At 55.7% G+C, this 13212-nt stretch carries 12 protein-coding genes; 10 read left to right on the plus strand and 2 right to left on the minus strand.

Annotated elements, in window-relative coordinates; all coding sequences use genetic code 11:
• The first annotated feature begins 85 nt into the window (after positions 1-85).
• Positions 86-2419, plus strand: coding sequence for a glycoside hydrolase (locus tag B5E84_RS02790; RefSeq protein WP_087218923.1), 2334 nt, complete (start codon positions 86-88; stop codon positions 2417-2419).
• On the opposite strand, the gene B5E84_RS02795 is transcribed toward B5E84_RS02790, so the two are convergent.
• Entirely contained in the window at positions 2386-2904 is a 519-nt protein-coding gene (locus tag B5E84_RS02795) for a GNAT family N-acetyltransferase (RefSeq protein WP_087218926.1), read from the minus strand. The genes B5E84_RS02790 and B5E84_RS02795 overlap by 34 nt on opposite strands.
• 219 nt (positions 2905-3123) lie before the next feature.
• On the opposite strand from B5E84_RS02795, the gene B5E84_RS02800 reads away from it, so the two are divergent.
• The 5 genes from B5E84_RS02800 to B5E84_RS02820 all read left to right on the plus strand — a co-directional run bounded on the left by B5E84_RS02800 (position 3124) and on the right by B5E84_RS02820 (position 7223).
• On the plus strand, positions 3124-3756 hold the full coding sequence (locus B5E84_RS02800) for a cytidylate kinase-like family protein (RefSeq protein WP_087218929.1): 633 nt from the start codon (positions 3124-3126) through the stop codon (positions 3754-3756).
• A 414-nt stretch (positions 3757-4170) separates the two neighbouring features.
• Positions 4171-4902: an amino acid ABC transporter ATP-binding protein gene (locus B5E84_RS02805; protein WP_087218932.1), complete on the plus strand. Its 732-nt coding sequence runs from the start codon at positions 4171-4173 to the stop codon at positions 4900-4902.
• Between the two features lie 38 nt (positions 4903-4940).
• Positions 4941-5765 carry a transporter substrate-binding domain-containing protein gene (locus B5E84_RS02810; RefSeq protein WP_087218935.1) on the plus strand — a complete coding sequence of 275 codons (825 nt, stop codon included), beginning with the start codon at positions 4941-4943 and terminating at the stop codon, positions 5763-5765.
• Positions 5766-5824: 59 nt separating this feature from the next.
• Positions 5825-6523 (plus strand): amino acid ABC transporter permease, encoded by a 699-nt coding sequence (locus B5E84_RS02815; protein WP_330374163.1) that lies wholly within the window; start codon positions 5825-5827, stop codon positions 6521-6523.
• Entirely contained in the window at positions 6516-7223 is a 708-nt protein-coding gene (locus tag B5E84_RS02820; protein WP_087218938.1) for an amino acid ABC transporter permease, read from the plus strand. The genes B5E84_RS02815 and B5E84_RS02820 overlap by 8 nt, the downstream gene beginning before the upstream one ends.
• Before the next feature lie 150 nt (positions 7224-7373).
• Here B5E84_RS02820 and B5E84_RS02825 read toward each other — a convergent pair whose 3' ends face one another.
• The gene (locus tag B5E84_RS02825; protein ID WP_087218941.1) at positions 7374-8405 is read right to left on the minus strand and encodes a 3-deoxy-7-phosphoheptulonate synthase; all 1032 of its coding nucleotides are present in this window, start codon (positions 8403-8405) and stop codon (positions 7374-7376) included.
• A gap of 120 nt (positions 8406-8525) precedes the next feature.
• On the opposite strand from B5E84_RS02825, the gene B5E84_RS02830 reads away from it, so the two are divergent.
• From B5E84_RS02830 to B5E84_RS02845, 4 genes are read left to right on the plus strand one after another with little or no spacing between them, the layout of a single operon-like run.
• Positions 8526-9134 carry a DUF4358 domain-containing protein gene (locus B5E84_RS02830; protein ID WP_087218944.1) on the plus strand — a complete coding sequence of 203 codons (609 nt, stop codon included), beginning with the start codon at positions 8526-8528 and terminating at the stop codon, positions 9132-9134.
• Between the two features lie 25 nt (positions 9135-9159).
• Positions 9160-10728: an MBOAT family O-acyltransferase gene (locus B5E84_RS02835; RefSeq protein WP_087218947.1), complete on the plus strand. Its 1569-nt coding sequence runs from the start codon at positions 9160-9162 to the stop codon at positions 10726-10728.
• A 24-nt stretch (positions 10729-10752) separates the two neighbouring features.
• A complete protein-coding gene (locus B5E84_RS02840) occupies positions 10753-11967 on the plus strand; it encodes a DHHW family protein (RefSeq protein ID WP_087218951.1) in 1215 nt (404 codons plus the stop codon).
• A 44-nt stretch (positions 11968-12011) separates the two neighbouring features.
• Entirely contained in the window at positions 12012-12914 is a 903-nt protein-coding gene (locus B5E84_RS02845) for a DMT family transporter (protein ID WP_242963236.1), read from the plus strand.
• Positions 12915-13212: the final 298 nt, after the last annotated feature.

Raw genomic sequence — 13212 nt, forward strand, 5'->3', positions numbered from 1 at the left:
TTTAAGAAACAGGCGCTTGTAACACAGATGTCACAGGACGGCACTATTCTGTTGGAGAACATCATTGACAGAGGAGAATAAGCCTATGGGAACATCAATTTGGAACTTACTGTGTTTTATGCTGCCGCCTGCGCTGCTTTTAAGCGGCTGCTCTGCGAACCCGGTTTCCCCGGACAGCCCGGCAGTCAGAGAGGAGGCAAAGCAGGAGCTGGCGCTGCCCTTTGAGCTGGAGGCAAATGCGGAAACCTTTGAGCTGTCATTTCAGGTGAACGGGCAGAACGTCCCCGTTTCCGGCGGTGAGACAGCGTATTCCGTGGAAAACTATGAGGAGAGAGACGGAGTTATCTCCTGGAGCTATCCTGCGGAGCAGGTTCAGGTGCGTCTTGAGCCGAAGGAAGATTACCTGGAGGTACAGATCACTTCGCAAGGAGACGGGGACCGTGAGTTTGTGTGGCCGCAGATCGCGGCGGATCAGTATTACCTCCCCTTAGGAGAAGGAAAACGGGTGCCCGCTGACGATCCCGCCTGGATCCATTATCTGGACCGCCGGCAGGTATCCGTGATGGAAGAACTGTCCATGCCGTTCTGGATTGGGCAGGAAGGGGATTTCTGCCTGCTGTTCATTATGGAAAATCCCTACAGGACCCAGATGGATTTTTCCGCTCAGCCGGAGCTCACTTTTTCCGTATCCCATGAATATCCGGAAATAGACGGGGAAAAAACAAACGCCTACCGGATCTACGTGACGGAAAATGACCCGGTCAGCTGCGCCAAGATCTACCGGAACTATGTGAAGGAAAACGGCGGGCTGGTGACTCTGGAACAGAAGGCGGAGGAAAATCCCGATATTGAGAAACTGTACGGGGCGCCCTTTATCTATCTCTGGGGAGAAAATCTGCTCTCCGCAGAGGATGTCCACTGGGGCGCGTTCCGCCAGGCGGTCCACACGCCGGTTATGGACTATCTGCGCTCCTTTTCTTCAGAAATAGAAAACGGAGGGGAGTTTGAAAATACGCTGGATGAGCTGAGCCGTCAGGACTATGTGGCGGTTTACCAGCAGAACGTGATCTGCCGGTATCTCAGCCAGGTATTGCGCCGGGAAGATTTCTGGAATCCGGATGTGCTGCGCGAAAGAAACGGCCAGATAGACGCCTTGCTGGAATCCGGATACGAAACCCTGACCGATGAGCGGAAAGTGAGACTGCATAAGGAGGCGCTGGCCGCCAATCTGCCAGGTGTTTTCCGCGAGGTTTCTGACTGGATGAACGGGTCTACCTTGGATCTTATTCAGGACATGAAACAGTCGGGAATCCGCCACGCGTGGATCGGCTTAAACAGCTGGGAGCAGGCGTACGCCAAACCGGAACTGGTTGAGCAGGCTGTGGAAATGGACTATCTGATCGGCAGCTACGACTCCTACCATTCCATCCACGCTCCGGGGGAGGAACAGTGGATCACTGCCCGGTTTGAAGACCAGTCGCTCTATGAAAACGCGACGGTGACAGACCGGAATGGAAACAGGGAAAAAGGATTTCAGGGCGTTGGCAGGAAACTGAATCCCACGCTTTCCCTGCCTTCTGTGAAGACGCGAATGGAAGGGATTTTGTCCAATGACCTCCCGTTTAATTCCTGGTTTATTGACTGCGACGCCACCGGGGAAATCTACGATGATTACACGCCGGAGCATCTCACCACGCAGCAGCAGGACCTGGCGGCCAGACTGGAACGGATGGCTTATATCAGGGACCAGTATGGCATGGTGATCGGATCAGAGGGAGGAAATGATTTCGCGGCCTCTGTCATCGCGTTTGCCCACGGCATAGAGCTGAAAAGCTTTTCCTGGATGGACGAGGATATGAAAGCCAACCGGGAGAGCGAGTATTTCATCGGCAAATACTATAATCCCAACGGCGGTGTGGCAGAGCATTTCGCGAAACGGATTCCTGTGAAAGAGGAATACTACGCCGTCTTTGCCGCCCCTGAATATGACATTCCCCTGTTCAAACTGGTGTATAACGATTCCGTTATTACAGCAGCCCACTGGGACTGGTCTACCTTTAAAATAAAAGGGGCGACACAGGACCGGATGATCCGGGAAGTCCTCTACAATGTTCCGCCCCTCTATCACCTGGACGGCGAGCAGTGGGAGGAGTATAAAAAAGACATTGCGGCCCATCACAGCGTATGGTCAGAATTCAGCGCCAAGGCCATCCGGCATGAAATGACGGATTTTGCCTGTCTGAAGGAGGACGGAACGGTGCAGAAAACGGTGTACGGCAACGAGCTGGCGGCCGTAGCCAACTTCGGCGATGACCCGTATCCCTACGAGGGCCAGGAAATTCCTGCCCACTCCGTGCTGATTCAGGACGCCGGAGAGAGGATGGTTTACACTCCAGTGCTGGACGAAACGCACAGGTGAGAGAAATCCCTCTCATACTCTACCAAAACCTCCACCGTCCCCTCCTGGAGTTTCCGGTTTCCGTTGGGGGCAAAGCCGTAGCGGCTGTAGAGGGCCCGGGCCGGTTCATTTTTTTCCAGGACCCACAGGGTGGCCCGGCGGATTCCGGCCTGGGCCGCCTCTTTTAAAAATTCCTCCAGGATGAAAGCCCCGATTCCCTGATGCTGGAAAAAGGGATCCACATACACCTCTTTTAATTCCCAGCAGCGGCTGTCCGCGCCGCCTTTCTCCCATTTAGTCATGGCCTTTACAATGCCGTCGTCGTACACAAATACCCCCTCAAGGGCACCCGGCTCGTCCCGGTAGAAAAGGGCCAGATCCAGCACCTGCATCTCCTGAAAGGACACGAAATCGTTCTGAAATATGGGGCGGAAGGCCGTCCGTTTGGCAAAGATCTGGATTTCCGCCAGCCGGGAGGCATCCTCCGGCACCGCTGGTCTGAGCATGATACCATCTCCTTTTTTGCTTATGTTCATGGGAAAATTGTACCACGGCCGCCTGGGACGTGGCAAGACAAATTGCCGCGTTTTCCTGGCTTTTTCGACAACTATGTATTTTTGGATAAAATTTCTGAAAAATATAGTGGAAATTCCCGCTGTTTCGTTGTACAATAGTGGGAAAAGGGGCCGTCCGCGGACAGGTGCGGCCGGACAGGGGGAAAATATATGGCTGACAATTATACCATCGTGATTCAGCGGGAGTTTGGTTCCAATGGCAGGACGATTGCCAGAAAGGTGGCGGACCGGCTGGGAATCCGGTTTTATGACAGGGACATTGTGGAAAAGGTGGCCAGCACGCTGAATCTGCCGGTGTCCACCATCAGCGACGAGGAGGAGAAGGCGCCCAGCGGCACCCTTCACTATCTGATGGCAAAGTTTCCGCTGGGTACGGACAACAGCTATATGCAGGACATGATCTTTTCCGTCCAGAAGGACATCATCCTAAAAGTGGCGGAGGAGGAGAACTGCATTATCGTGGGCCGCTGCGCCGACTATCTGCTGCGCAACCGGAAGAACAATATCAACATCTACATCTTCGCGCCCTATTCCTACCGCCTGAACGTCTGCATCCATGACTACGGCATGAGCCCGGAGGAGGCAAAGAGCATGATCCTCTCCGTGGACAAGGCCAGGGACGCCTACCACAAGAAATACGCCGGCCACTCCGCCAACGACGAGCGTTTTCAGGATCTGATGATCAATTCCGCCCTTCTTCCGGAGGACGATATCGCGGATATGATCGTCCAGCTGGCAAAGAAGAAATTCGGCATTGAGGAGGATCCCCACGTGGTAATTTAAGGGGGAATTTGTCTGTTTACGGCGGTTTTGCCCTGTTTTGCCCGTTTTTGACAGGGTATCGGTGATAAAAATTTATTACTGTAATGCTGTAAAAATTTGCAGCATCACAAAAAAGCAGTAAATATTGTTGACAAATCCGTTTTGGATGATTATAATAGCAAGAAATCGCATAAACATAAGCTATAAGCGACGGAGCTTACTTAGGGAAGCTCCGTTTTTTTGTTTTATAGGGAACGGCGTTTCCTATGACACAAAAGCCTCCGATGCCGGCGCGCCGGACGCGCGCGGTCAGAAAAATGCTTTTTGGATCCCCTGAAAGGGAACGGCAATTCTGCATATTTATGTACATAAAAAGCAGCGCACGCGTTTTCACAGGGCATCCACAGAAAAGAAAGCGGAAAGTGAGGGAACCACATGGAGGAGATGGTAAAAGTTGAGAATCTCTGCAAGAACTTCGGGGATTTCGAGGCGTTAAAAAATATCAACCTGTCGGTGAAAGAGGGCGAGAAACTGGTGATTATCGGCCCGTCCGGCTCGGGAAAATCCACCCTGATCCGGTGTATCAACTATCTGGAGGAGCCCACCGGCGGACACATCTATATAGCCGGAAAGGAAGTCACCAGGAAAAACCACCGGGAGATGGCAAAGAACTATTCGGCCATGGTGTTCCAGCAGTTTAACCTGTACCCCCATCTGACGGTGCTGGAAAATCTGACGCTGGCTCCCATGAAACTCCAGCACGTCTCCAAAAAAGAGGCTACGGAGGAGGCCCTCAAGTGCCTGGAGCGGGTGGGATTGTCCGACAAGGCAAATGTCTATCCCAACCAGCTCTCCGGCGGCCAGCAGCAGCGTGTGGCCATCGCCAGGGCGCTGTGCACGAAACAGAAACTGATCCTTTTTGACGAGCCCACATCGGCCCTGGATCCGGAGATGGTCCAGGAGGTTTTAAACGTGATGGTGGAGCTGGCCAAGGAAAATATTACGATGGTCTGTGTCACCCACGAGATGGGCTTTGCCAGACAGGTGGCGGACCGGGTGATCTTCGTACACCGGGGAGAGATCATCGAGGAGGGGACGCCGGAGCACTTCTTTACCAATCCGGAGCAGGAGAGGACGAAGGCGTTTTTGAGTAAGATTCTCCATTAAAAATTGGGAATATAGAGAATGGAAAGGAGACAAAGATTATGAAAAATTGGATGAGGATGATGGCAGCGGGAGTTTTGACGGCGGCGATGGTCATGGGGCTTACGGCCTGCGGCGGAGGCAGCAAGAGCGGCGTGGACGCCATTAAGGACCGCGGCGTGGTAAAGGTGGGAGTAAAGGCGGATGTGCCGAAGTTCTCCCTGCAGAATACGGCCACCGGTGAGTACGAGGGCTTTGAGGACGATCTGGCTTACGCTTTGGCCGGAAAGATCCTGGGAATTTCCGCAGATGAGGCCAAGGCTCAGAAGAAGGTGGAGTTCCAGGCGGTAAACGCCAAGACGAGAGGGCCGCTGGTGGAAAACGGCGAGGTGGATTTTGTAATCGCGACCTTCACCATCACCCCCGAGAGAAAGGAAACCTACAATTTCTCCCCGGCCTACTACACCGACGCGGTAGGACTTCTGGTAAACAATGATTCCGGAATCGACGACATCGAGGATCTGGATGGAAAGATCATCGGTGTTTCCCAGTCCTCCACCTCCAAGGATGAGTTCTTAAAGTATAAAGAGGCAAACGGCATCGCTGCGGAGCCCACGTTCCAGGAGTTTGCTACCTATCCGGAGCTGGCCCAGGCCCTGGCAGCCAACCAGATCGACGCCTTCTCCGTAGACCGCGCCATCCTGGAGGGCTACAAGAACGACACCAACAAGTTCCTGGATGTCCGCTACGGCGAGCAGGAATACGGCGTCTGCTCCAACAAGGAGAACACGGAGCTGGCGGAGCTGATCAACACCACCGTTCAGGAGATGTTAGACAACGGCGAGATGGACGCTCTGATGGAGCAGAACGGACTGACGGTCGAATAAGAAAGCTGTGAGGGAAAAACGTGTTTAACGGTTTGATGAAAATAAACAGATGGAATGCGTTGCTTGAGGCAATCCCGGAGTATTATATTCCGGGATTCCTTATGACGCTGAGGACGGCGGTGTGCGGCCTGCTTTTGGCCCTCCTGCTGGGCCTGATCTTCGGCCTGATGTCAACCTCCAGGGCGAAGATCTTAAAATTAATATCCAGAGTCTACGTGGAATTCTTCCAGAACACGCCCCTGGCGCTGCAGGTGGTATTCTACTATTCGGGACTTCCCATTTTGCTGGGCGGGACGGGGACCCGTATCCCCAAATTCATCCTGGGGCTTATGGGCGTGGGGATCTACCACGGGGCCTACATCGCGGAGGTGATCCGCACCGGCATCGAGGCCATTCCGGCGGGACAGTCGGAGGCGGCCAAGAGCCAGGGCTTTTCCTACATACAGACCATGCGGTACATCATCATGCCCCAGACCATTAAAATCATCATGCCGCCCCTGGCCAACCAGGCGTTGAACCTGGTGAAAAACACCTCGGTGCTGGCGATGGTGGCAGGAATGGACCTAATGTATTTTACGGACTCCTTTGGCTCCAATACGGGATATTTCGCTCAGGCCTACTTCGCGTCGGCGCTGATGTATTTCATCATTTGCTACCCGCTTGCGAGGCTTGCCCGCTATCTGGAAATCCGGGCCCTGCGTCAGCCGGTGGCCAAGATAGCCATAGATCAGATGATGGAGGATTCAATCAATGTCTAATTTGTTCAGCCAGATTTTTACGCCGGCCAATTTCTCCTTTATGATGAAGGGGCTTGGGATGACGGTGATGATCTCCATAGGCGCTGTATTTTTCAGCACCATCATCGGCAGCGTGCTGGCTCTGATCCGCACCTACGCCACCGGGAAATACCGTATTTTCGGGAAACTGATCGCCGCCTACACCGAGTTTTTCCGGTGTACGCCAAACCTTCTCTGGATCCTCTGGATCTACTTCACCATCAAGGGGAACAAGGTGGCCATCTCCGTGTTTGCCATCACCCTGTTTACATCGGCGGTCATGGCGGAGATTTTCAGGGGCGGTTTAAATTCCATTCCCAAGGGCCAGTTTGAGGCGGCGGAATCCCAGGGATTTTCCTTTGTACAGACCATTGTGTACATTGTGTGGCCCCAGACCTTTAAAAAGGTCATTCCCGCCCTGCTTTCCCAGATTATCACGGTGCTCAAGGACACGTCCTTCCTGCGGATGGTGGACATCCCGGAGTTTATGAGAAACAGCTCTGTGGTCATGGGTAGCATTTACGACGTGCGGGGAATGATGATCCTGTACGGATTTGAGGCCCTGTGCTATTTTGTCATCTGCTTTACCTTAAGCCTGGTGGTGAGAGGTTATCAGAAACGGCAAGGGGCGGCGCCCCGCAAGGTGGTGAGAGCCCAGAGCGCAGTGGAGAGCGCGGGATGATGGAGAGAAAGAAAAACAGAATCGGAAAACGAAAAAACCGGGAGTTCCTCGATGTGATGGGACTTCCGGTTCGTTGTTTTTATTTAACAGGAAACTAAGTTTCCTGTTAAATAAGAATGCTTTGCAAGGAGGCGCGCTCCTCAGGCGGGGTCAGTCCAGCCCCTCGGCGATGTCGCAGATCAGCCGCTCGGAATCCTCCCAGCCCAGGCAGGGATCGGTGATGGATTTGCCGTAGCAGTGCTCGGACACCTTCTGGGCGCCGGGCTCGATGTAGCTTTCGATCATTACGCCCTTTACCAGCTCCTTGATCTCGGCGGAGTGACGGCGGCTGTGAAGGACCTCCTTCACAATGCGGATCTGCTCCTGGTACTGCTTGTTGGAATTGGAGTGATTGGCGTCCACGATGCAGGCGCGGTTCTGCACGTCCCGCTCCTGATACAGGTTGTAGAGGAGGATTAAGTCCTCGTAGTGGTAGTTGGGAAGGCACTGGCCGTGCTTGCTCACCGCGCCCCGCAGGATGGTGTGGGTCAGGGGGTTGCCGTGGGTTTTTACCTCCCACTCCCGCATGATGAACTCGTGGCCCGTCTGGGCGGCCACCACAGCGTTTAACATCACGGACAGGTCGCCGCTGGTGGGGTTTTTCATGCCCACGGGAACGTCACAGCCGCTGCACACCAGGCGGTGCTGCTGGTTTTCCACGGAGCGGGCGCCTACGGCGATGTAGGACATGATGTCGTCTAAGTAGCTTACGTTCTCCGGGTAGAGCATCTCGTCGGCGGTGGAAAATCCCGTTTCCGCCAGCACCCGCATATGCATATGGCGGATGGCGTGAAGGCCTTCGGAGACGCTGGGCTGTTTCTCCGGGTCGGGCTGATGGAGCATTCCCTTATAGCCCAGTCCGGTGGTGCGGGGCTTATTGGTATAGACTCTGGGGATTAAGAGAAGGCGGTCCGCCACCTTCTCCTGAACCTTTGCCAGGCGGGTGGTGTAGTCTAAAACCGCGTCCTCGTTGTCCGCGGAGCAGGGGCCGATGATCACCAGAAACTTGTCGCTCTCCCCGGTGAAAATCCGGCTGATCTCCTTGTCTTTTTCTGCTTTTATCTCTGCCAGGCGGGCCGGGAGGGGAAACTGCATCTTGATCTCCGCGGGCGTGGGCAGCTTTTGTATGAATTCAACGCTCATTGGTACCTCCATTTGCCGGTTTTGGAAATTCTTTCGCGAAAAGTAAGCAATTCGTAAATTGACCGGCTCTCGTTTGTCCATTATAATATAAAAACAGCAAGTGAGCAAGGAGGAAACGTAATGAGAAAATCTGTTTATACAATCTGTGCCGTCAGCGCGGCGGCGCTTATGCTGAATCTGACAGCCTGCGGAGGCTCCGGACAGAAGGAAATCGCGGCAGGCACCACGGCCGCTGAGGTGACGGAGAGCGCGGCGGAGACCACCACGGCCGCGGAGGAAAGCCAGGCGTCCCCCGATCTGACGGAGATTCTGGAGGCGGTTCAGGATGCCTACGGAGAGGATTACCTGCCCAATACAGCCATTGACGCTACGGTGCTGGAGCAGACCTACGGCATTGACGCCGGGCTTTACGAGGAGTTTGTGGGAGAGATGCCCATGATCAGCACCCATGTGGATACCTTTCTGGCGGTGCGGGCCAAGGCGGGAGAGGGCGAGACGGTGGAGGAGCTGTTAAACGCCTACCGGGACAGCCAGATCGAAGGAGCCATGCAGTATCCCATGAATCTGCCGAAATTTGAGGCGTCCCAGGTGGTGCGCTACGGGGATGACGTGTACTTTGTCATGCTGGGCGCCTACGACGACAGCATCACCGGGGAGGAGGAGCTTTTGGCCTTCTACCAGACCCAGGTGCAGATCGGCCTGGATATGATCGACAGCTTTTATGAATAGGAAAGGGAAGGAGTAGGAAACAGATATGGTATTCAGCAGTCTGCTGTTTCTGTTCCGGTTTCTGCCGGCAGTGCTTTTCCTGTACTATGCCGTTCCTGGGAGGTTCCGCAATGGAGTTCTTTTCATTGGGAGCCTCCTTTTTTATGGCTGGGGAGAGCCGGTGTATATCAGCCTCCTGCTGTTTTCCACCCTGGTGGACTTTATCCACGGGAAATGGATCGGGCGGCTGTTGGCCCAGGGCAGGCGGGACCGGGCAAAGTGGCTGGTGGCCTCGTCCGCGGCCATCAATCTGGGACTTTTGGGATTTTTTAAATACGCCGGTTTTTTTGCCGGGGCGGTGAACCGGCTGACGGGGCTGGGAATTCCGGAGCTGTCCGTGGCGCTGCCGGTGGGCATTTCCTTTTACACCTTTCAGACCATGTCCTACACCATCGACGTGTACCGGGGGCAGGCGAAAGTGCAGGATGACATTGTGGCCTTCGGGGCTTATGTGTCCATGTTTCCCCAGCTGATCGCCGGGCCCATTGTCCGCTACAGCACCATCGCGGAGGAGCTAAAGGAACGGCGTGAGAGCCTTTGGGAATTTGAAACGGGAGTGAGGATTTTCCTTGTGGGGCTGGCAAAGAAGGTGCTTCTGGCAAACCCCATGGGGGAGCTGTGGACGGAGATCCAGGGCGTGCCGGAGGCGGACCGGGCGGTGCTCATGGCCTGGCTGGGGATTTTCGCCTTCGGGATGCAGATTTATTTTGACTTTTCCGGATATTCAGATATGGCGGTGGGGCTGGGACGGATGTTCGGTTTCCACTTTCCGGAAAATTTCCGCCATCCCTACGCCTCCAGGAGCGTGACGGAGTTCTGGCGGCGCTGGCACATTTCCCTGGGAACCTGGTTCCGGGAGTACGTCTACATCCCTCTGGGGGGAAACCGCAGGGGGAAACGGCGGCAGGCGGTGAATATTATGGCAGTGTGGCTGCTCACCGGGCTGTGGCACGGGGCGGACTGGAATTTTCTGCTCTGGGGCGGGTATTTCGGCGTTTTGCTGCTGGCGGAAAAGCTGGTGCTTAGCCGGGTGCTAAAAAGGCTGCCGGGGGCGCTGCGGCTGGCTTATACGCTGGCGGCGGTGTTTTTCGGCTGGGTGCTGTTTGCCCATGAGGATTTGGGAGAGGGGATTTCCTACTTGCGCCAGCTGCTGGGGCTGGGAGGCCTGGCGGCAGTGAACGGGAGGTCGGTGTATCTGACGGTCACCAGCCTGCCCCTTGGGGCGCTGGCCGTGATCGGGGCGTCTCCGGCGGGGGCGCGGATCGGGGAGAAACTGGGGCTGTTAGAGCGGCAGCCGGACGGTGACGGCAGTTTCCAGGGAGAGCCTGGCTCGGAGAGGAGCGGAGCGGCCTGCCTCGGCGGTGACGGCGTTTCCCAGGGAGAGCCTGGCCCGGAGAGGAGCGGAGCAGCCTGCCTCGGCGGTGACGGCAGTTCTCGCCAGACGGGCGGCATCGCGGCGGTGACGCGGCCGGTGTGCTTTGGCGGGCTGTTTTTGCTCTGCGTGGCCTATCTGGTGAACGCGGGCTATAATCCCTTTTTATATTTTCGGTTTTAACAGGAAGGAACAAGGAGGCGGAGGATGAAGAACTGGAAAACCTGTGGGACGGCGGCAGTGTTTTTAGGGCTTTTGGCCCTGGGGACGGGGGCGTCCCTGCTTTGGCCCCAGAGGCGGTTTTCGGAGACGGAAAACCGGTATCTCACCGGACGGCCGGAGCTTTCCCTGGAGGGAGTGATGGACGGCTCCTATGGGGAAACCTATGAGAAGTATCTGGGAGATCAGTTTCCCCTCCGGGACGGATTTGTGGGAATCAAGACGGCCGCGGAGCGGTTTCTGGGGCGGCAGGACGTAAACGGTGTTTATTTTGGAAAGGACGGATACCTGATGGAGCGGTTTGAGCGGGAGGACATAGAGACGGAGCAGCTGGAGGAAAATCTGGACGCTTTAGCCGCTTTTTTGCTGACCGAGGGAGAACGGCTGGGAACGGACCGGGTAAAAGCCATGCTGGTGCCCTCTGCCGCCTGGGCCATGCCGGAAAAGCTCCCTCTGCTGGCAGCACCCTACGATCAGCAGGAGGTTTTGAGGAAACTTTCGGCCCGCCTGGGAGGGGCGGAGGTTCTGGTGGACGCGGGGACGGCCCTGCGGGAGAGCGGAAAGGACGGGCTTTACTACCGCACGGACCATCACTGGACCGTGTCGGGAGCCTACGAGGGCTACCGGGCCTGGGCGGAGGCCATGGGGATTGTGCCCTGGGAACGGTCCGCGTTTTCCGTGGAAACGGTGAGCCGAGACTTTGTGGGAACGGTTCAGGCGAAGGTGAACTGGAAGACGGAGCCGGACGCCATGGAGCGGTGGACGCCGCGGGACGGGACAGCCTATGAGGTATTTTACGACGGGAGTGAGGAGAAGGCAGCGGGCGGTCTGTACACGGAGAGCGCCCTGGAGAGCCGGGACAAATACCGGTTTTATCTGGACGGGAACCATGGGCTGACAAAGATCCGGACGGTGCGCGGGACAGGAGAAATGGGATCTGATAGCCATTCCAGCCCCGGAGCCGGCGGGCCGCCCCGCCGCCTGTGCATCATCAAGGATTCCTACGCCAACAGCTTTGCCCCCTTCGCCGCCAACCACTACGAGACCACCTTCCTTTTGGATCTGCGGTATTTCAACGGAAACATTTCTCATTTCCTGGAGCAGGAGGGGATCACCGACCTGCTGGTGCTGTACCGGATTCCGGGATTCGCGGCGGAGGAAACCCTGTGGAAACTTCCGGTTGCCAAACAGGGCGGTCTGTGATAACGTAATATGGACAAAAATCTGGATACAAAAGGGAGAAACGTATGAATCAGGCGGAGCGAATGCGGATCGGGAATCTGATGACCGTCATAGGCGGAATATGCTGGGGATTTTCCGGGTGCTGCGGACAATATTTATTTCAGCAGAGAGGCGCCACGGCGGAGTGGCTGGTGGCCCTGCGGCTGGTGGGGGCGGGAGTCCTGCTGATCGCGGCGGGATTTCTCGTAAACGGCAAACGGAATGTGGAGATTTTTAAGAGCGGCCGGGACCTGGTCCATCTGGCGGTGTTCGCCCTGGCGGGGATCATGATGGCCCAGTACCCCTATTTCGCGGCCATCCAGTATTCCAACGCGGGGACAGCCACGGTGTTGCAGTATATGTTTCCCGTGCTGATTCTGATTGTGGTGTGCGTTCAGGGACGGCGCCGCCCTTCCGGAGTGGAGATGGCGGCTATCGCCCTGTGCCTTGCGGGAACCTTCATCCTGGGCACCCACGGCAATTTCCGGGAGCTGACCCTGACGCCGAAGGCCCTCTTTTTCGGCCTTCTGTCCGCCGTGGGAGCGGTGCTCTACAACATGATTCCCGGAACCCTGATGAAACGGTACGGCGTGTGCCAGGTGCTGGGATTTGGAATGCTGCTGGCGGGGATTGTGATGAGCGCGGCGGTGCGGCCGTGGCAGTATGAGATGGTCTGGGACGGAGGCACCATCCTGGCCCTGGGGAGCGTGACCGTCATCGGAACAGCGGTGGCCTTTGGCCTGTATCTGGGCGGTGTGTCCATCATCGGCCCCTTTAAGGGCAGCCTCTTTGCCAGCATGGAGCCTGTTTCGGCGGTGGTGATCTCCTTTCTGTGGCTGAAAACGGCGTTTACAGGGATGGATGTGCTGGGCTTTGCGCTTATTCTGGGAACAGTGCTGATGCTGACGGTGTATCAGTCAAAGGCGTGACAAGGGGATGGGATGGCAAACGGCGGCGGTCCGTTTTCTTTCCCTTTTTCTTTTTCTTTCGTGAGGGCGGTTCCGCTTTTCAGAGCCATTTACACAGTTCTTTCTTCATACTGAAACCTTCCGCGGGCCGTAAGGCTCAGCCGGGAAAGTGAGATTTCTAAAAATTCAGCTAATAATTATCCATTTTTTTGAATTTAGTACATTAAAAAATGCTGTTTTCGTGCTATACTGAAAGGGATGACAGATGAATTTGAAACAGAACAGACCACGTCGGATGGCATGGATGGGGAACGTCCAT

It is taken from the genome of Lachnoclostridium sp. An14 (assembly GCF_002160755.1).
In the GTDB taxonomy this organism is placed as follows: Bacteria; Bacillota; Clostridia; order Lachnospirales; family Lachnospiraceae; genus Lachnoclostridium_A.

Coding starts and splice junctions, on each gene's coding strand:
- B5E84_RS02790 (WP_087218923.1), top strand. CDS start 86: ATGGGAACATCAATTTGGAACTTACTGTGTTTTATGCTGCCGCCTGCG.
- B5E84_RS02795 (WP_087218926.1), bottom strand. CDS start 2,904: ATGCTCAGACCAGCGGTGCCGGAGGATGCCTCCCGGCTGGCGGAAATC.
- B5E84_RS02800 (WP_087218929.1), top strand. CDS start 3,124: ATGGCTGACAATTATACCATCGTGATTCAGCGGGAGTTTGGTTCCAAT.
- B5E84_RS02805 (WP_087218932.1), top strand. CDS start 4,171: ATGGAGGAGATGGTAAAAGTTGAGAATCTCTGCAAGAACTTCGGGGAT.
- B5E84_RS02810 (WP_087218935.1), top strand. CDS start 4,941: ATGAAAAATTGGATGAGGATGATGGCAGCGGGAGTTTTGACGGCGGCG.
- B5E84_RS02820 (WP_087218938.1), top strand. CDS start 6,516: ATGTCTAATTTGTTCAGCCAGATTTTTACGCCGGCCAATTTCTCCTTT.
- B5E84_RS02825 (WP_087218941.1), bottom strand. CDS start 8,405: ATGAGCGTTGAATTCATACAAAAGCTGCCCACGCCCGCGGAGATCAAG.
- B5E84_RS02830 (WP_087218944.1), top strand. CDS start 8,526: ATGAGAAAATCTGTTTATACAATCTGTGCCGTCAGCGCGGCGGCGCTT.
- B5E84_RS02835 (WP_087218947.1), top strand. CDS start 9,160: ATGGTATTCAGCAGTCTGCTGTTTCTGTTCCGGTTTCTGCCGGCAGTG.
- B5E84_RS02840 (WP_087218951.1), top strand. CDS start 10,753: ATGAAGAACTGGAAAACCTGTGGGACGGCGGCAGTGTTTTTAGGGCTT.
- B5E84_RS02845 (WP_242963236.1), top strand. CDS start 12,012: ATGAATCAGGCGGAGCGAATGCGGATCGGGAATCTGATGACCGTCATA.